Annotated in this window: 18 protein-coding genes and 1 tRNA gene; 7 read left to right on the plus strand and 12 right to left on the minus strand. The window is 62.5% G+C overall.

The window, feature by feature from the left end; all coding sequences use genetic code 11:
- Positions 1-61: 61 nt before the first annotated feature.
- Complete coding sequence (locus tag H145_RS0113460) at positions 62-2,878, minus strand: D-alanine--D-alanine ligase family protein (RefSeq protein ID WP_019948684.1); 2,817 nt, start codon at positions 2,876-2,878, stop codon at positions 62-64.
- Positions 2,879-3,100: 222 nt separating this feature from the next.
- On the opposite strand from H145_RS0113460, the gene H145_RS0113465 reads away from it, so the two are divergent.
- Positions 3,101-4,291 carry a phosphoglycerate kinase gene (locus H145_RS0113465; RefSeq protein WP_019948685.1) on the plus strand — a complete coding sequence of 397 codons (1,191 nt, stop codon included), beginning with the start codon at positions 3,101-3,103 and terminating at the stop codon, positions 4,289-4,291.
- A 173-nt stretch (positions 4,292-4,464) separates the two neighbouring features.
- Here H145_RS0113465 and H145_RS0113470 read toward each other — a convergent pair whose 3' ends face one another.
- The 3 genes from H145_RS0113470 to H145_RS0113480 form a co-directional block, all read right to left on the minus strand.
- Entirely contained in the window at positions 4,465-5,121 is a 657-nt protein-coding gene (locus H145_RS0113470; protein ID WP_026351507.1) for a hypothetical protein, read from the minus strand.
- A 215-nt stretch (positions 5,122-5,336) separates the two neighbouring features.
- Positions 5,337-6,635 carry a site-2 protease family protein gene (locus H145_RS0113475; RefSeq protein ID WP_019948687.1) on the minus strand — a complete coding sequence of 433 codons (1,299 nt, stop codon included), beginning with the start codon at positions 6,633-6,635 and terminating at the stop codon, positions 5,337-5,339.
- Complete coding sequence (locus tag H145_RS0113480; RefSeq protein WP_019948688.1) at positions 6,619-7,257, minus strand: HAD family hydrolase; 639 nt, start codon at positions 7,255-7,257, stop codon at positions 6,619-6,621. Before H145_RS0113480 ends, H145_RS0113475 begins: the two co-directional genes overlap by 17 nt.
- Positions 7,258-7,426: 169 nt before the next feature.
- On the opposite strand from H145_RS0113480, the gene H145_RS0113485 reads away from it, so the two are divergent.
- The 5 genes from H145_RS0113485 to H145_RS0113505 all read left to right on the plus strand — a co-directional run bounded on the left by H145_RS0113485 (position 7,427) and on the right by H145_RS0113505 (position 11,350).
- Positions 7,427-7,500: transfer RNA gene (locus H145_RS0113485), tRNA-Ile, on the plus strand.
- 255 nt (positions 7,501-7,755) lie between these two features.
- Positions 7,756-8,283 carry an RNA polymerase sigma factor gene (locus tag H145_RS0113490; protein WP_019948689.1) on the plus strand — a complete coding sequence of 176 codons (528 nt, stop codon included), beginning with the start codon at positions 7,756-7,758 and terminating at the stop codon, positions 8,281-8,283.
- Complete coding sequence (locus tag H145_RS0113495; protein WP_019948690.1) at positions 8,280-8,996, plus strand: hypothetical protein; 717 nt, start codon at positions 8,280-8,282, stop codon at positions 8,994-8,996. Before H145_RS0113490 ends, H145_RS0113495 begins: the two co-directional genes overlap by 4 nt.
- Positions 8,993-9,910 (plus strand): hypothetical protein, encoded by a 918-nt coding sequence (locus H145_RS0113500; protein ID WP_157541555.1) that lies wholly within the window; start codon positions 8,993-8,995, stop codon positions 9,908-9,910. The genes H145_RS0113495 and H145_RS0113500 overlap by 4 nt, the downstream gene beginning before the upstream one ends.
- Before the next feature lie 42 nt (positions 9,911-9,952).
- Positions 9,953-11,350: a hypothetical protein gene (locus H145_RS0113505; protein WP_019948692.1), complete on the plus strand. Its 1,398-nt coding sequence runs from the start codon at positions 9,953-9,955 to the stop codon at positions 11,348-11,350.
- Between the two features lie 46 nt (positions 11,351-11,396).
- On the opposite strand, the gene H145_RS0113510 is transcribed toward H145_RS0113505, so the two are convergent.
- The 6 genes from H145_RS0113510 to H145_RS0113535 form a co-directional block, all read right to left on the minus strand.
- Positions 11,397-11,987 carry a hypothetical protein gene (locus H145_RS0113510; RefSeq protein WP_019948693.1) on the minus strand — a complete coding sequence of 197 codons (591 nt, stop codon included), beginning with the start codon at positions 11,985-11,987 and terminating at the stop codon, positions 11,397-11,399.
- Positions 11,988-12,078: 91 nt separating this feature from the next.
- A complete protein-coding gene (gene paaD / locus H145_RS0113515) occupies positions 12,079-12,564 on the minus strand; it encodes a 1,2-phenylacetyl-CoA epoxidase subunit PaaD (RefSeq protein ID WP_019948694.1) in 486 nt (161 codons plus the stop codon).
- Between the two features lie 146 nt (positions 12,565-12,710).
- On the minus strand, positions 12,711-13,460 hold the full coding sequence (gene paaC / locus H145_RS0113520; protein ID WP_019948695.1) for a 1,2-phenylacetyl-CoA epoxidase subunit PaaC: 750 nt from the start codon (positions 13,458-13,460) through the stop codon (positions 12,711-12,713).
- Between the two features lie 154 nt (positions 13,461-13,614).
- Positions 13,615-14,241: a hypothetical protein gene (locus tag H145_RS0113525; RefSeq protein WP_019948696.1), complete on the minus strand. Its 627-nt coding sequence runs from the start codon at positions 14,239-14,241 to the stop codon at positions 13,615-13,617.
- Positions 14,242-14,343: 102 nt separating this feature from the next.
- Complete coding sequence (gene paaA, locus H145_RS0113530; protein ID WP_019948697.1) at positions 14,344-15,333, minus strand: 1,2-phenylacetyl-CoA epoxidase subunit PaaA; 990 nt, start codon at positions 15,331-15,333, stop codon at positions 14,344-14,346.
- A gap of 116 nt (positions 15,334-15,449) precedes the next feature.
- Positions 15,450-16,037 carry a TetR/AcrR family transcriptional regulator gene (locus H145_RS0113535; protein ID WP_019948698.1) on the minus strand — a complete coding sequence of 196 codons (588 nt, stop codon included), beginning with the start codon at positions 16,035-16,037 and terminating at the stop codon, positions 15,450-15,452.
- 244 nt (positions 16,038-16,281) lie between these two features.
- On the opposite strand from H145_RS0113535, the gene thiL reads away from it, so the two are divergent.
- A complete protein-coding gene (gene thiL, locus H145_RS0113540; protein ID WP_019948699.1) occupies positions 16,282-17,310 on the plus strand; it encodes a thiamine-phosphate kinase in 1,029 nt (342 codons plus the stop codon).
- Positions 17,311-17,467: 157 nt separating this feature from the next.
- On the opposite strand, the gene H145_RS0113545 is transcribed toward thiL, so the two are convergent.
- On the minus strand, positions 17,468-17,842 hold the full coding sequence (locus H145_RS0113545) for a hypothetical protein (protein ID WP_019948700.1): 375 nt from the start codon (positions 17,840-17,842) through the stop codon (positions 17,468-17,470).
- A gap of 7 nt (positions 17,843-17,849) precedes the next feature.
- Positions 17,850-18,237 (minus strand): hypothetical protein (locus H145_RS24515; protein WP_026351511.1); only part of this gene is annotated, 388 nt, incomplete at its 5' end.

The following is an 18,237-nucleotide window of genomic DNA, read 5'->3' on the forward strand; positions in this document are numbered from 1 at the left end:
ATCAGAAGTGAGAGGAGAGATGCCGGAAAGGCAAAAGTGAGGGTAAAAAAACAGAACGAGTCTAACGTCTCCGCTCTAATTTCTCACTTCTAACCTTCCCAAATTCCAGAATCCGGTCGATGAACTGGTAGGGCGTGTAGCCGGCCAGCGCGGTTTGGTGGAAGATGCAGGTGGCGGGCGTCATGCCGGGTAGCGAGTTCACCTCAATAATGAGCACCTCGACGGCCCCGGTGTCCCGCACCCGCACGAAGGCGTCGATGCGGGCGTAGCCCTGGATATGCAGGATTTCGGCCACCCGGCGTAGCTCCTTTTTCACTTCCTCCGAAATGCGCTGGCGCTCCTGCGGGTCGGGGGCGTAGCGGGCCGGGGTGATGTTCTGGCCTTCGCCGGCCAGAAACTTCTCCTCCAGGCTCAGCACTTCGCCCGTCGCCAGCGCCTCCGAGGCCTCGAACACCTCAATTTCTAGCTCGCCATTCGGGCCCCAGTGCGTGAGCAGGCCGCCGGTTACCTCCAGGAAATGGGCCGCGCCGTCGCGGGCAATCAGGGTCTCGACCAAAAAGGCCTCCTTGCGCGGAAATTCCTCCTTGAAGCCCAGGCTGAGCGTGGTAGCGTCGGCGGGCAGCAGGTCTTCCTGGTCGCGGAAAATGAGGTGGGTGAAGGCCTCCAGCTCCGCGCGGTTCTTGATTTTCTTCACCGCCGAGGAGCAGCCGTCGTCGGCCGGCTTGGCGATGAAGGGGTAGGGAAACTGCGTTTCGAGGCTCTGGAAGAAGTTTTCGGCGTTGGCTTCCCACTCGGTGCGGGCGGCCATGCGGTGCCCGGCTACGCGCATTCCGGCCTCACGCAGGCGGCGGTTGGTGTCGAACTTGTTGATGGTAACCTGGCTGCTGGCCACGCCCGAGCCGTTGTAGGGCAGGCCCAGCTTTTCGAGCCGCTGTTGCAGCGCCCCGTCCTCGCCGGGGCGGCCGTGCAGGGCAATAAACACCTCATCCACCATGCCGGCCAGCTCCTCAAACGACACCTGCCGCGGCTGGGTAGCGGCCTGCCTGGCGTAGGTGCTCGTGATGCTGTGGGCTTCCTGGCGGATGCGGGCCAGAATCGGGTGGGTTTCGTGGCCGGCCTCGTGGTGCTCGATTTTCTCGCGGATGTCGTCGGCGTTGTCCTTGAGCATCACGTTGATGGGCAGCACGTAGAGCCGGAACTCGGCGCTGCTGCCGGTCAGGAATACCGGCACCGGCTCGTACTTGACCGAGGAGCTGAGCTTTTCGTAGATGTTGCGCCCGCTTTCCACCGAAATGTGTCGCTCCGAAGAGTAGCCGCCCATAATCACGGCCACTTTCGTGCGCTGCTGCTCGCCCGCGGCCCGCGCGGCCACGGCCGCATCGAGCTTCGCCAGCAGGGCCGCCAGCTTCACCGGCCGCAGCCCGGCCCGCCGACGCGCCGCCAGCGAGGTGCGAATCAGGTAGGTGAGGAACTGGCTGGGGTTGAGGCCGATTTCGGCCGCCTGGTGGAAGAAGAACGAGGCCGGCAGCATGCCCGAAGTGGTGTTCGGGTCGTTGAGGAAAATGGTGCCGTCGGCCTGGATGAACCCGTCGAGGCGGGCGTACACCTGGAAGCCAAACGTGCCGAACATCGTTTGGGCCTGCTGCCGGATACGCTCAATATCGGCCTCGGGCAGGTCGATGGGCGTGATTTTACGGGCCAGGCCGGGCAGGTATTTCGAGCGGTAGTCGAATAACTCGTCGCCCTTCACGATTTCGGTGGGCGGCAGCGCCAGCGGCTGGCCGTTGGGGTCTTCGAGCACGATGCACGAAAACTCGCGCCCCTGCACGAAGCCCTCCACCAATACCTGCGTTTCGCCCTCCACGCTCGTCAGCCGCACGCTCGCGGCCGTTGCCAGCCGCTCGTTCAGCGCCGCCAGCAATTCTTCGGGCCGATAGATTATGTCTGAGCTGTTAGTTGATAGCTGCGGGCTGTTAGCTTCGTTCTCTTTGGAGCTGTTAGCTGATAGCTGTTGGCTGTTAGCTTCGTTCAACGGAGAGCTAACAGCTAACAGCTCCAAGCTACCAGCTGAAAATATAGTCACTGGCAGGCCAATACCGTCGCGGATGTCGACGAGGCGCTGGAGCCAGCTGATTTTCTGCGTGTCGGTTAGCGCCTGCCACTCGGCTTGGGTTACGGTTTTGCGGAACAGGCTACGCTCGATGGCGGCTTCGAACTCGGCCACGTTGGCTTCGCGCAGGATGCTGATGCCGATGCTGCTGCCTTGACGCGGGGCCTTGAACACCAGCGGTAGGCCCAACTCGCGCACCAGATAATCCAGGGTGGCCTGCGGGTCGGCGGCGTCCCACTCCTCGGCCGTAACTAAGCGGAAATCGGGCGTAGGCTGCCCCAGGGCTTTGAGCAGCTTCTTCTGGGCCACCTTATCAATGCCGAACGCCGAGGGCAGAATGCCGGAGCCCGAGTACGGGATGCCATACCACTCCAACAGGCCCTGAATGGCGCCATCCTCGCCGCCCGGCCCGTGCAGGGCCAGAAAGGCGAAGTCGATAAGCGTGGCCAGCTCGCGCGGTTCGATGCGCCGGCCCACTTCGCCGATGATGCGGTCCTGCTCCTCCAGGCTCAGCTCGCCCAGGCTCTCGAAGTAGAGCTGCACCGGCACGCGGCTGTCCGGCAGCGCCGACACGGGCGGGTAAAAGTCGCGGATGGTGCCCTTGTAAATGAACTCCCAGTTCAGCAAAATGAAGTTGCCATTGCTGTCGACAAACACCGGCACGGCCTCAAACAGGGCCTTATCGAGGTTGTCGTACACCGTGCGGCCGCCCGCAAAACTGATTTCCCGCTCCCGCGACGGGCCGCCAAAGAAGATGCCTATTTTCATACGAGGGCAAAGGTACAAGCCCCAACTGTCATTGCGAGCGAAGCGAAGCAATCTGCTCAACCAAAGCGCAAAACCTTAACCCAACGCGAAGCCCTTAACGTTACAACTGGCTCCAGGGGGTTGCGCCAGTGGAATTGGCGCTTTCCCCCACAGATTGCTTCGCTCCGCTCGCAATGACAGATGTTTTACCTTCGCCTTCCAAGCCAAACCTATTCCCATTCCATGCAAACCCTCGATCAGTACAACTTCGCCGGCAAGCGGGCCGTGGTGCGCGTTGATTTCAACGTACCCCTGGCCAAAGACTTCACTATCACCGACGACACCCGCATCCGGGCCGCCACGCCCACGGTTAAAAAGATTCTGGCCGACGGCGGCTCCGTGGTGCTGCTTTCGCACCTGGGCCGGCCCAAGGAAGGCCCCGAGGATAAATACTCGCTGCGCCACATCGTGGACCGTCTGAGCCAGGAGTACGGCCAGCCGGTGCAGTTTGCCGATGATGCCCTACAGGCCGAAGAAAAGGCCCAGGCCCTGCAGCCCGGCCAGGTTTTGCTGGTCGAAAACGTGCGTTTCTACAAGGAAGAAGAGAAAGGCGACGCCGATTTTGCCGCCAACCTGGCCCGCCTCGGCGACGTGTACGTGAACGATGCCTTCGGTACGGCCCACCGCCGGCACGCCTCCACGGCCGTGATGGCCGAAAGCTTCGCGCCCGCCGACCGCGTAGGCGGCTACCTGCTGCTGAGCGAGCTGGACAATGCCAAAAAGGTGCTGGAACAGGCCGAGCGGCCCTTTACGGCCATTATGGGCGGCGCCAAAATCTCCGACAAAATCCTTATTATCGAGAAGCTGCTCGATAAGGTCGACAACCTGCTCATCGGCGGCGGCATGGCCTACACCTTCGCCAAGGCCCAGGGCGGCCAAATCGGCAGCTCGCTGCTCGAAGAAGACAAAATGCCCCTGGCGCTGGAGCTCATCGAGAAGGCCAAGGCCAAAGGCGTGAACCTGCTGCTGCCCACCGACAGCCTCATTGCCGACAAGTTCGCCAACGACGCCGAAACCAAAGTAGCCCCCAACGACCAGATTCCGGACGGCTGGCTCGGCCTCGACCTCGGCCCCGATTCCATCAAGGCGTTCACCGAAGTTATCCGCAACTCCAAAACCATCCTCTGGAACGGCCCGATGGGCGTGTTCGAGCTGCCCACCTTCGCTAAGGGCACCACGGCCGTAGCCCAGGCCATTGCCGACGCCACCCGCGAGTCGGGCGCCTTCAGCCTCATCGGCGGCGGCGACTCGGCCGCGGCCGTCAACCAGCTCGGTTTCGCCGACCAGGTAAGCTACATCAGCACCGGCGGCGGCGCGCTGCTCGAGTACATGGAAGGCAAAGAGCTGCCCGGCGTGGCGGCGCTGGAAGGGTAGAAACGGACAATAAAACGTCATTCTGAGCGAAGCCGGAGGCGAAGTCGGAGAATCTCGCGTGCATTGGTAACCCTATCGTGGAGTTAGCATCACACGCGAGATTCTTCGACTTCGCCTCCGGCTTCGCTCAGAATGACGTTTTTTCTTAATCCCTAATCCCTAATCCCTAATCCCTAATTCAAATAGGGAGTTTCCAGGTCCATGCCCATTAGTTTGAGCGGTTCCAGGGATGGGCGGCCGGTGAGGCGGGTGCTGAGGATGCGCAGCTCGGGCTCAGAAAGCACGTCGAGGTTGTGCAGCCAGTGCAGGCGGTGCAGTTGCAGCTCGATGGGGCCCAGCGGGTTCACCTGGGCATACTCTTCGCGCAGGTAAGCGTGGGCGCGCAGACGCAGCGCCTCCGTGAAGGTTTCGAGGGCGGCGCGCTGGCCGGGCCGGTCGTGCAGCGTGAGGCGGATGCGGCTGGTGGCCAGCGTGGCGCGGCGGCCCAGGTAGCGGCGCGCCAGCCACAGCCCGCCCAAACCCAGCACGAAGCCCAGTCCGGCGGCCCACATTTCGGGCGGAATAGGCTCGCCGGGCTTGTTGGTGGCCAGTCGGCTCAGGCCCTGAATGCCAAACCAGAGCAGCAGCCACAGCCACGAGGGCGGCAGCCGCACCGGGGCCGGGGCCTCAAACTCCAGCCCAACCGGCAGCAGCTCTTCGTACGGAATCTCCGTTTCGAGCCACGGCGTGCCGTTGCGGCGGCGCTGGCTCACGTACAGGCCGTGCTGGCGCAGCAACAGCAGCGAGGAACCCCGGAACAGATGCGTTTGAGAGAATTGCTGGACGGACATTCTATAAATGTGGATAATGTGGTTTTAATGTGCAGAATGTGGGAAATGTGGGCTGTGAGGAACGTCATTCAGAGCGCAGCGAAGAATCTCGCTTGCTAACGTTACAACGGCTGCCATTCAACGGTACCCAGGCGAGATTCTTCGCTGCGCTCTGAATGACGTTCCTTCCAGCCCACATTTCCCACATTCTGCACATTAAAACCACATTTAAAAAATCACCTGATAATAATGGGCGAAGGGGCGAAGCAAAGCACAAAAATAAGCAGCATCAGCCAGCCCAGCACCTTGCGGCTCGTGGAGAGCGGCCGCTCGTCGGGGGCGGGCGGGTGGAAAATGCCGGTGGCGCGGGCCAGCAGCAGCCCGAACAGCAGCCAGCCCGGGTTGCCCTGCAGGCCCGGAAACCCAGAAGCCAGGGCTATTTGGCCCAGCCACACCGAGGCCCCCAGCAGCAGCGCCCGCCGGGCCGTGGGCACTGCCCGGCGCAGCACCAGCCACAGGTACAGCGCGTAGGGCAGGCTCCAGGTCAGCCAGTCGTCGGCGCTGGTGCTCAGCGTGAACAGCCCCAGTCCGGCGTAGAAGATGAAGGCCACGAACAGCAGGATAGACACCCGCGCCGCCCGGCGCGGCCCCAGCAGCCCGTACACAATATGGCCGCCATCGAGCTGACCGATGGGCAGCAGGTTGAGGGCCGTGAAAAACAGCGAGAACACGCCCGCCACCAGTACCGGATAGTGCAACAGCTCGTAGGGATGCGGCAGCAGCGCGGGGTCGGCCAGCAGGGCCGCCATAGCCTGAAACAGCAGCGGCTGCCCCAGCGCCACTACGCTATTCGGCTCGAGGTTTTGGTAGGCATAACGGGCGTAATCGGCCCCGTACTGCCGCAGCTCCGGGTGAATCTGGAACAGGTACTCCAGCGGTGGCAGGTGTGTCAGGCCGTACCAGAGCACGCCCACGGCCACCACAAAACCCGCCAGCGGCCCGGCCAGCCCCACATCGAAAAACTCGCGCCGCGAATGAATCTGCTCCTTGATGCGGATAACAGCGCCGAACGTGCCAAAGCCCAGCGGCAGCGGAATGAAATAGGGTAGCGTGGCCCGGATGCGGTTGTAGCGGGCCGTGAAGTAGTGCCCGAACTCGTGCACCGTGAGCACCGCCAGAAACGGCCCTGCGTACCACAGCCCCGGCCGCAGCGCCGCCCACACTTGCCCCAGCGGCCGGGCCAGCAGCTCGAATGGCAATAAATAATCGGCCAGAAACCGGTCGTTCACCAGCGTGACGCCCGCCAGCGTAGTCGTGAGCAGCGTTACCAGAAACAGCAGCAGGTGCAGCCCGTAGCGCACCGGCCGGGGCCAGGGCGGCCGCTCGTAGCGCCGGAACACCCTTTGGGCGTCGGCTTCGGCCTCGGCCGCCGTGAAGGTGGGCGGCCCGGCCGCGTCGGGAAACGGCAGGGGCAGCGGGGCGGGCTCGGGCGGCGGGGTTTGCTCGGGCCGGATGGGGTCAGGCGGAAAAGGCACGGATAGCGGCGGGCAGGGCGTCCTGCAAGGTAAGGGGCGGGGTCAGGAAAAGCGTGTGCAGCCCCAGCCGGCGGGCGGTTTCAATGTGCTGGGGGCTGTCTTCGATAAACAACGTATCGGCGGGCCGCCAGTTCATTTCGCGCAGCGCGTGCCGGAATATTTCCTCGCCCGGCTTGCGCAGGCCCACCTGCTGCGAGTAAAATACCCGGTCGAGGCAGTCGGCAATGCCGTGCTGCAGGCCGTACTGCGCCTTCAGCCGCCGGTTGATTTCGGTGATGTGCAAGTCGTTGGTATTGGAAAGCAGGGCCGTTTGGTAGCCCTGGGCCCGCAGCTCGGCAATAAGGGCCAGCCGCTCGGCCGGCACATCGAGCAGCATGGCGTGCCAGGCAGCATCGAGCTGCGCATCAGTGGCCTGCAGGCCGTAGTGCGCCCGTAATCCATCCCGAAACTCGGTGGCCGAAATGTGGCCGGTTTCCAGCTGGTCGAACAGCTCGGCCTGGGCGGCCTGCGTGAACTCGATGCCGCTGCCCAGCTGCCGCATGGCTTCCAGCGTGCGGTTGTAGTCGATGTTGATGATGACGCCGCCGAAATCGAACAGCAGGTGAGGAAGTTTCTGAACCATGGGGTTGGGGCGAAGCAGGCCAGGAGCCGCAGGGCCGGCTGACAGGCCGGGTTGCCCGCAGCGCACCCCAGGCCGCTACTGCTTCGGCTGATAAAAAATTGCAAATCCAACCGCAAAAGTCGAAGTTTGCAGAGCTGAAACCAACCGCTCCGGTAGTTGAATAAGCAACGGGCCTATAGCTCAATCGGTTAGAGCAATTGACTCATAATCAATAGGTCACTGGTTCGATTCCAGTTGGGCCCACGAAAACCCGCTTTACGGCAACGTAGAGCGGGTTTTTTGTTTTGCGCCAGTAGTCTTGCCGATGCTTCAACTATCAGCAACAGACAAGGCGACCGGCGGCCGGCGCGACGCAAACCGGGCAGGTAATTGAATGCCAGGGGTGCGTTTGAATAAGGCTTGGCCGGGGCTGCGTGACGAGCGAAAATATTTTTTCGGCCTCGACCAACCTTCCCGCCGCGGGCCTGCACTTTAGAGCGCCTACTTCTACTGCCCGCCTTGCTTTCCGCCGACGAACAACTCCTGCTCAGTGCCTGCCTGACCCACGACCGGCAGGCCCAGTACCGCCTCTACGAGCGGTACAAAACGGCCATGTTTTCCTCGGCGCTCCGTATTCTGGGCAGCCGCGACCTGGCCCAGGATGCCCTGCAGGACGCCTTCGTGCAGGTGTTTCAGCAGCTCCAGAACTTCCGGCAGCAGTCGGCGCTGGGCGCCTGGATTAAAACCATTGTGGTGCGGCGGGCGCTGCTCACGCTCCGGCAGGAGCAGCGCATGGAAGTGTACGACTCCGACCGCCACACCGAGCCGCTGGTTGCCTGGCACGACAGCCTGACCGGCGAGGCGCTGGAAAAAGCCATCGGCGAGCTGCCGGACGGCTACCGCGCCACCTTTTGCCTGATTGAGGTGGAAGGCTACTCGCACCGCGAGGCCGCCGAGCTGCTCGGCACCTCCGAGGGCACCAGTAAATCGCAGCTGCACCACGCCAAGCGCCTGCTGCAACGCAAACTTCAGTTTCTGTACCGATGAACTTAGAACCCGACCTGCCCGAAGAAACGGGCCGCGCCAACCTGCGCCGGGCCCTGGCCAACCTGCCCCTCCACGAGCCCGACCCCGCCACCTGGGCCACCATAACCGGCCAGCTGGAGGCCGCTGAACCAGCGCCGTCCCGCCTGCTCCAGCTACCCACCCACGAACCCGACGCCGGCACCTGGGACGCCATTGTGGCCCGGCTCGACGCTACCGCGCCAGCGGCCCGGGTAGCAGAAACTACTCCGGCAGCGCCGGTGGTGCGGGCCCTGTGGCCTGCCCGCCTGAGTTGGGCGGCGGGGCTGGCGGCGGCCGTGCTGCTGCTGCTGGGCGTGTGGAGCCTGTGGCCGGCCCCGCTGGCGCGCTCCGCTGGCCCCACGCTGGCCTCCGCGCCGCACGAAACCATCAGCTACGGCGAGGAAGTGGCCACGCTGCCCGCCGCGCCGGCCAGTCTGGCGCCGTCCGCCGACCCGCTGGGCCAGGAAGGGGAGGCCTTCATCGATGCGCACTGCACTTCGCTGCCCACCGTGTGCGAGTCGGGCGAGTTTCAGGTGTTGCGGGCGCAGCTGGCCGACGTGACGGCCCAGCAGCAGCGGCTGGCGCAGGATGCGCAGCGGTTCGGCGCCTCGCCGGCCTTGGTGCGCGAGCAGGGACAACTAACTGTTTTACACGCCACGCTCACCCGCGAGCTGGTTCAACTCCTCATCTCATGAAAACGCCTCGTTTGATTTTTACCTGGAGCGCGTTGCTGCTGTGCTGGCTGCTGGCGGCCTCAGGGGCCCAGGCCCAGCAACGGGTGCAGGTGGTAACGCGCACGCTGGAGCAGCAATGGGCCGCCCCCGCTGGCACGGCAGTCCGGATTCAGGCCGAAAAAGCCACGCTGCGGGTGCAGGGCTGGGACAAGCCGCAGGTGCAGGTGATGCTGCGCCTGAGCGCCCGCCACCCCGACCGCGCCGTGGCCGAGCGCGACCTGGCCGCTGCCCGTTACCGCCTCGAAGGCGGCAACACTATCAGCCTGGTCAACTTTTTTGCCCTGCCCGCCGGGGCGCCTGCCATCCAGAGCGACCTGCGGGCCGAGTACACGGTGATGATGCCCGCCGCAAGCCAGCTGACCGTGGCCAATACCTACGGCCAGACATTTCTGACGGAGCTGCGCGGCAAACAGCAGCTCACCCAGGATTTCGGCCGCATTACGCTGCGCGACCTGGCCGGCACCCTCAGCGTAACCGCCCGCTATGCCGACCTGTCCGCCTCGGGCCTGACAGCCGACTTCACCTGCGAGGCCAGCAAATCGGCGGTGCAGCTGCAGGAGCTGGGCGGCACGGCCACTATCCGCAATCAGTTTGGCAGCGTGCGGGTGCAGCCGGCCGTGGGCCTGCGCCGGCTCACTATTGAGGCTCAGCGCACCGAAATCACCCTCAGCGTGGCGCAGCCCGAGCAGTTTGCCTACGACCTGAGCGTGGCCCAGGGGCCGTTGGTCGTGCCCGCCGCCTACCAGAGCAGCCAGCGCCAAAGCCTGGGCCGAGCCAGCTTCAGCACTGCTGCCAAAAACCGGCCCCTGCTGCGCGTGAATACCACCTATGGGCCGGTGCGCCTGCAAACCCAGCCGCTGCTGGCCCAGCCTTAATCCACCCCGTTTCCTTCCCTTCACTTTCTCAGCTTTAACCTTATGCGTTTCTACTACCCCTTGTCCGGCCTGCTTGCGTTGCTGCTGACCGGCTATCAGACGACGGCCCAAACGACCCCTGCCGATACCACCCGCATCAGCTACGAAGAGGAAGTGCAGCCGCTGGCGCCGTCTGCCGAAGATGCCGCTCCGCTGCGGCTGCAGCATGAGACAAATCAGCAGTGGAAGCTGGGGCTCAACAACTTCCTGCTCGGCTCGCCTTCGCCCAATTACTTCTACAACCGTATCGGGGTGCACATTGCCTACGAGCGGAAGCTGAACTCGGCATTGGCCGTGCAGGCCGAACTGAGCCCGGCCGTGGTGCGCTACCGCCAGGACGATGGCCAGCTGAACCGGGCGCTGGGCGCGCGGGTGCAGCTGATGGGCCGCTACTACCACAACCTGGAACGCCGCATCCGCAAGGGGAAAGGACAGGGCAGCTTTTCGGGCAATTACATTGCGCTGGCCCTGGGCTCGAAGCTGGGCCGCCACACCTACGAAACCCCGTTTTATTTTCTCTCGCCCAATGCCAACGGGCGTGGGTCTGCGGCCGATGTGGCGCTGCTCTACGGCTGGCAGCGCCGGTTGGGCCGCCGCGGCTTTGTTGATGCCAACGTGGGCCTGACGAAGTTGCTTAGCCCGATTGAGTCGGAAATCGGGCTGAGCGGTAGCCTGCGGGTGGGCTTGCTGCTGGGCACTCCTGCCGAGCTGCCGCAGCCATCTACCCAGCTCACGGCCGACGATAATGCCCAGCTGCGGCAGCGCTTTTATGTGGGTACGCAGCTAGGCAGCTATAACTACCAAGTGCGCTTCTCAGGCAACGACCCGTACGCGGCCCGGCCGGGCAGCCTGCCTTCGGTTTACCTGGGAAACCTCGGCGTGGGCAGCTACAGCGTGGAGGTGAAGACTCCTTATTATTACGCGGGCTACCAGGTGCGGCCCCGGCTGGCGCTGCAGCTGGGCTACCAGGGACAGGCCCGCACCTACAATTCCAGCGGAGTGTATTTCAGCGGGGGGCTGTATGCTGGTAAAGAGAGCAAGACCTATGAGCAGACGCTGGCCTTTCCGGTGCTGGCACGCTACAGCCTCACGCGCCAGTACCTGAAACGGCTGCAGTTTGATGTGGTGGGCGGCGCGGCGCTGGTATACGCCCGGGTGCGCAACCAGGAAACCCGTTACGATAAAAGCGAGGTGATAGAGCAATATGCTTTCGGGCGCCACACCACCGGCACCCACCTCACCGGCGGCCTGGACGCCAGCTACGGCATCGGTCGGCGGCGCAAGCTGCAACTAACGGCCGAATACGTGCTGATTCAGAGTCTGCAGTCTGCCAGCAGCCAGCGCCCAATTAATGCAGGCGTCAGCTTTGGGCTTCGCTACCGTTTTGGGCCCACTTTTTAGGGCTGATTTCTGGTAGCCGTTGGCAACGATACCAAGTGGCTACAGCTCAATTCTGCAGCGTGAACAGTGGCAGGGGCTGCAGCTTGGTGTATTGGCCGCCCAACTGCTGCAATTCGGCCTGGTGCAGCTGCAGGTAGTTGTTGAAGCGCGTGGCCGCCTGGTCGTAGCGGGTCCGAAACCCCACCAGCTCCGCATCGGCCTCCTGAATCCGGCCGGTGAGCATCAGCACGGGCGTAGCCTCCACGGTGGGCGCGGTAGGCAGCGGCACCAGGCCATACACGGCCTGCAGCAGCGAATCCTGGGCCGCATCGTAGGCGTCAATCAGGTCCGAAGCAGCCATACTTTGTTGGGTGTAGCGGCGGGCGGGCAGCCGGTCGTTGGCGTACTGCAGGCGGGCCAGCACGGCGCGGTCGGCGCCCGGCAGGCCGCTTAGCTCCCGCAGCAACTGTTTAGTGTCGCGTTGCTTGGCATCGTCGGCCTGTTGCATTTCGCTCCAGCGGGCGGCCACCGTATCACGCAGAATATTGAGCTGGACCTTCACGGCCTGCGCCGAAGCGGGGTCGATGGGGGCCGGAGTGCGGTTGCAGCTGGCCAGGAGCAAACCCAGCGCCAGCAGGAGCGCGACGAAACGCATCATAGAAAACAAGAAGTAAAATCGGATAAGTCCCCAACGAAGTTGTCGGCGAAATCTTTCCCGCAACCGAAAAAAAGTACCCCAATACTAGCCGCTAAATCGGCTTGAATTGCTCGAAAATCTGGCGGCAGTCGTGGCAGTAGTGCACGGCCCGGCAGAGCGTGGCGCCGAAGGGGGTGCGCAGCTCCGTGTTGGTGGTGTGGCAGCGCGGGCACTCGGCGTACTCCAGAATGTCGAGGTCGAGCAGGCCGCCGTTGAGCTTGGGCGGCGTGGCCAGCCCGTGGCGGCGCAATCCCTCGCGGCCGCGGTCCGTCACCATATCCGACGTCCAGGGCTCGCGCAGGCTGATTTCGGTGGTTACCCGCGGGATGCCGTGGGCCTTGAGGGTCGTTTCCACGTCGCGGCGCATGTAGTCCATGGCCGGGCAGCCCGCGAAAGTGGGCGTCAGGCGCACATGCACGCCCCCATCGTCCTCCAGCCGCACCTCCCGAATCACGCCCAAATCCACGAGCGAAATCGTTGGAATCTCTGGGTCGGTGACGGCTTGCAGCCAGTCGAGAATCTGGGCTTCGGTGGGCATATGATGGGGGCTTATTGCTTCAGGTAGAAAGGTCATTCAGAGCGCAGCGAAGAATCTCGCGGGCTGACGTTGAAATGGCAACACAACGTCAGCACGCGAGATTCTTCGCTGCGCTCTGAATAACGTTACAGCAGTACCGCACCCGCCTACCAATCGGCGGTAGGGTCGAGGCGGAACACTTCGGCCATTTCGTCGAGGAGGGGCTGGAGGTGCTCGGTGTGCTGGCCGTGGCGGCCGCCGGTTACGGGCGTCAGCAGGCGCAGGTCGGGCAGCGTGAGGGCGGTTTGGGCCAGCACTTTAGCTATGCTTTCTTCCCAGCGGCGCTGCAATTCCTCTTCGCCAATAAATAGGCCGCTGCTGATGATTTCGGGCTCGGCGGCGGTGGTTTCGAAGATGCCCAGCGCGTAGGGCAGCGTGAACTCCAGGGCTGCCTGCATACGGGTAATGGCCTCTTCGGTGGCCGTGCCCAGGCGCTTCACCCAGGTGTTGGCGTGAAGCACGTGGTACTTCAGCTCGCCCTTGATTTTGCGAGCCACCAAGGCCAGCGGCTCGTACGAGCTGTCGGCCAGCGCCTCGAAGCGCAGCAGCTCGGCGTGGTCGAACAGGAAGTGGCGAATCAAACTGAAATCGTACTCGCCGATGGGCAGCTCCGTGAGCTGGCAGCAGTGAAACTGGGGCGCGTTGCGGGTGAAAGCCACTGTGTCGGGCTCAGCCTCGCCCAACTCGTGCAGCAGCGTGTAGAGCTGCAGCGAGTGGCCCAGCTTGTCCTGGGCCATGCTCGAAAAGGCAATGTCTTCTTCCAGAATCGGGCCCAGGCCGTTCCATTCGGAGTTGCGGTGGCCCAGAATCAGCTGGTCGTCGGCGAGGCGGTAAAGAAGGTCGAGAGTGGGGTCCATATTTTTTAATGTGGAAAATGTGCGGAATGTGGGTTAATGTGAAAACGCAGCGGAATTAGTTGGATTTCATGAATAAAAAATAAACCCAACACCGCATCGTTTTATGTGCCGGCCACATTCAGCACATTTTCACATTCTCTCACATTGATAAAAATCAGCCTTCCTGCTTGAACCGGTCGATGCGGTCCTGCACTTTGTAGGCAATGGCTTCGCGGTACTTTTTGTCGGGCGTCGTCGTCCACATGTCGCGGTCGTCCTCGTCGGAGCGCAACAGGTCGGCGCTGCGGATTACCCACACGTTCACGACCGGACGCTGGTCGCCGAAAGCGGCCTTAGCGGCCTGCAGCGCCGTTTCGGGCGAGGCGGCCTGCACCTGCCCTACGTGGGTGTGGGCCTTGCCACGCTTTTTCAGGTGGAAGATGTCGTAGGCCTCCAGTCCGGCAGCGTCGGGGGCGGCCAGCGTGTCGGCGGGCAGCAGCGGTAGCCGGTCGTACACCGATTGCAGGTCGTCGCCGTACTCGGTTACCCGGATGGCTTCGGTAGGCACCACCCACATGCCGGTGCACGGAAAGCGGCGGCTGAACTGCTCCTTGCCAAACAGAAACGCAACATCGGCCTCGGGCGCGTGCACTGGCCCTACGTACACGTAGGCCGAATTTTCCTTGCGCTGATGAAACACTTCGTAAGTCGGAAACTGGTCGAGCGCGGCTTTGTCGGGCGGGGCCGGGGCCGACTCCGGCAGCTCCAGCCGGCTGATGCGCGGGTCGAAAGAGAAAAGCATAAGTATAATGTGCGGAATGTGAAAATGTGCGGAATGTGAAGAATAGATGCGTGAATAGTTTTCACATTCTACCCATTCTCCACATTCCGCACATTCAAAAAGCTACGCCAGCGGGCGGACGTAGCGGGCCTGGGGCTGCTGCATGGCGCGGCGCACCCAGGCGCCGTTCTCCTCGGCGGCGCGGCGCACGGCAATGCGCTCGGCGTTGCAGGGGCCGTCGCCGTTGATGACGCGCTTGAAGTCTTCCCAGTCGGGCTCCGAGAATTCCCATACGCCGTCCTCATTCTTGCGCAGGTTGGGGTCGGGCAGCGTCAGACCGATTTCCCAGATTTTGGGCACGTACATATCCAGGAATTGCTGGCGGCAGGCGTCGTTGGTGGCCATCTTCACCTTCCAGCGCATCAGAATTTCGGTATGCGTGCTCATCTTGTCCGACGGGCCGAAGAAGGTCATGATGGCGGGCCACCAGCGGTTGAGGGCCTCCTGCATCATTTTCCGCTGCACGGGCGTGCCAGTGGCCATGTGCACCACGGCATCGTGGCCGTACTTGAGGTGGAAGGCTTCCTCGGCGCAAATCCGGTCGAGGGCGCGGCAGTAGGGGCCGTAGCTGCCCTTGGCGTTGGCCATCTGGTTGACGATGGCGCCGGCGTCAATCAGCCACGAAATCACGTTCGAGTCGGCCCAGGTGGGGGTGGGGTAGTTGAAGACGTTGCTGTACTTGCTCTTGCCGTTCACCAGGTCCGAGAGCATCTGCTCGCGGGTTTTGCCCAGCGTTTCGGCCGCCGAATACAGCAGCTGCGCGTGGCCTACTTCGTCCTGCACCTTGGCCATCTGGGCCATTTTGCGGCGGAAGCCGGGGGCGCGGGTAATCCAGGTGCCCTCGGGCAGCGAGCCGATGATTTCGGAGTGCGCGTGCTGCTCGATCATGCGCGTGAGCTGCTTGCGGTAGAGCTGGGGCATCCAGTCGGTGGGCTCAATTTTCTCGCCCCGGGCAATGCGGGCCTCAAACTCGGCCAGCAGAATCGGGTCTTCGTTTTCGAGGCCGGTAGCGGCCTGCGTCGGGATATCGTGGGTGGAAGCGGAACCGTACATGATTTCAGTATTGAGTAGTGAGTATTTGGTATTGAGTATCAAGATAGTAAGTGGCGAGTAACAGCAGAGAAATTCAACCGGACGTTCTCTAACTACTCACTACTTATTACTCAATACTAACAACGCACTTCCAGCCCGAAAAGCAGCTGGTTGGCGAGGCGGTGGGCAATGTCGGTGGGGGCCAGCGGGCCGCCGGGGCGGTACCAGTTGGGCAGCCAGTTGAGGGAAGCCAGCAGCGTGAGGGCGGCAAAGGCGGGGTCGGGGGCGTACAACTCGCCGGCCGTTGCACCCTCCGCAATCAGCTCCCGAAAACCCGCTTCGTACCGCTCGCGCAGGGCCAGGAACTCGGTGCGGGCCGGCTCGGAAAGGTGCCGCCACTCGTGCAGAAACACGGCGGAGGCTGCTGAGTCTGTAGTGAGCACCCGCACGTGGCTTTCTACGGCCCGGCGCAGGCGCGGCGCGGCCGGTAGCGCGTCGTCGGCGGTAGCTTCGTCGAAACCGGCGAAAAACTCTTCGGCCAGCCGGAAGCAGATGCGGTGCAGCAGCTCCTCCTTGCTGCGGATGTGGGAGTAGATGCTGCCCGCCTCCATGCCCAGCGCGGCGGCCAGCTCCCGCATGCTCGTGGCCGCAAAGCCGCGGGTGCGGAACAGGGCCGTGGCCGTCTGGTCAATCTGGTCTTTGCGTGAAAGCAGCGCGGTTTCCATAACAGGGCAGGTGGGAAGGCAGGAGGGAACGGGCATCAAATGTACTAAGCCTAACGTTCGTTAGCAAAGAAAAGTTTGCGGCCTCCTTCGAAGTATCCGCCAAGCAGTCAGGCTTTTGAACGCGGGAGCTCCTCTATTCACCGCGTACCTGTCGCACCACGTACCTTTGCCCGTACCGCCAGCAGGCCGCGCCGTGCCGCCTGCATCAGCGAAATCACGGTTAATCAGCGAAAATCAACGATTTATGACCCCCCTCGATAAAGTAGGCGAGTTCGGCCTGATTGGCCGCATTCAGCAAACCGTAGAACTCAAGCAGCCCAGCACCATCCTCGGCATCGGCGACGATGCGGCCATTCTGGCCCCGGCCGCCGGGCAGGAGCTGGTTATCAGCACCGATTTGCTGACCGAAGGCGTGCACTTTGACCTCACGTTCTGCCCGCTCAAGCACCTGGGCTATAAGGCTGTGGCCGTCAACGTGTCGGACATTGCCGCCATGAACGCGCTGCCCACCCAAATCGTGGTGGCAGTCAGTATCCCGCCGCGCTTCACGGTAGAAGCCGTGGAGGAATTGTTTGAAGGCGTAAAGTTGGCCTGCGAGGCTTACAACGTGGATTTGGTGGGCGGCGACACCACCGGCAGCCGTGCCGGCCTCACCATCAGCGTTACGGCCCTGGGGCAGGTGGCCGCGGGCCAGGCTGTGCGCCGCAGTGGGGCCGGCCCCAACGACCTACTGTGCGTGACAGGCGACCTGGGTGGGGCCTACCTGGGCCTACAAGTGCTGGAACGTGAAAAGCAGGTCTGGCAGGCCGACCCCGAATCCCAGCCTGAACTCGGCAACTATCCCTACGTACTCCAGCGCCAGCTGCGCCCCGAGGCCCGCATGGACGTTATCCACGAGCTGCGCGAACTGGGTGTAGTGCCCACCAGCATGATTGACGTGTCGGACGGGCTGGCTTCCGAAGTGCTGCACCTGTGCCAGGCCAGCGGCACCGGGGCGCGCATCTTCACCGAGAACCTGCCCATTGCCAACCCCACCCTCGAAGTGGCCAACGAGTTCAACCTCGACCCCATCATGTGCATGCTCAACGGCGGCGAAGACTACGAGCTGCTGTTCACCGTCCCGCTCGCCGACCACGCCAAACTCAAAAACCACCCCGACATCACCATCATCGGCCACATGGTGGACAAGAGCGAAGGCGCCAACCTCATCACCAAATCCGGCCAGCCCGTGCCACTGAAGGCGCAGGGGTTCTCGCACTTTGATCACGGATGAGCACGGATTTTAGCGGATTTCACGGATTTTGTAGTTGGCTCGATTGCCCATTTTAGGTCCGTCGCTCAATAAAATGCAAAAGCCACCTCGCAAGAGGTGGCTTTTTTAATCGTCTACAAAATCCGTGAAATCCGCTAAAATCCGTGCTCATCCGTGATCAGTCCTCCGGGTAGGGGATGTAGACGAAGTTGGTGAACTCCTCGTCGAGCACGAAGAGGCAGCAGTACTCGTTCGGCTCGCGGTAGGTTTGCTGGAATGCCTCGATGCCTTCCTCGCTGATGATGCCCTGCTGCACGAACAGCTCCAGGTAGCTGGCGAAAACGTGCCACTCCATGTTCAGCTCGTCGGCATTCACGAGCAGGCCGCCCAGTGGCACTTCCTGGCGGGCAAAGACGAAGATGGGGTACTTCGAAATGTCGCGCTTGCGGATTTGCGAGGAGGCTTCGCTGAGCGTATCGGACACGGTGGCGAAATCCTTGGTGATGGTGCCGAGGTATTTGCCGTTCAGTTCGGGGTCGTTGGTGTAGTCCATTGGGTAATTAAATCAGTTCAGGTTTCCAGATAGAGTAGAGAACCCAACCAAGTACAAAGCCATTAGTAGCTGCATTAAGATAAGTTAGTTGCTCAATCGGATTTGACCCAAAACTCATTCCGAAGAGTAGACTGAAAATAACATAAGCGCATAACGAATAGCTTAGCGCAAAACTAAGTCTACCAAACTTGAAGAAGGCTTTCTTGACAAAGAAGCTGTTTAGGAAGTAGTCAGTCAGGCGCAAAACAGAAAAGACTCCCACAAAAGCGGGAAATTTGAGGTGCGACCCATCTCCTTTCCCTCCCTCATGGAAGTCTTGAGCAAAGATATAATTACCCGCTGGATACTGCCCTTGTTGCCGGCCCGTGCTGGTGGCCGCCGCGCAAGCGTCGACC

The sequence above is a fragment of the Hymenobacter aerophilus DSM 13606 genome (genome assembly GCF_000382225.1).
Classification (GTDB): Bacteria; Bacteroidota; Bacteroidia; order Cytophagales; family Hymenobacteraceae; genus Hymenobacter; species Hymenobacter aerophilus.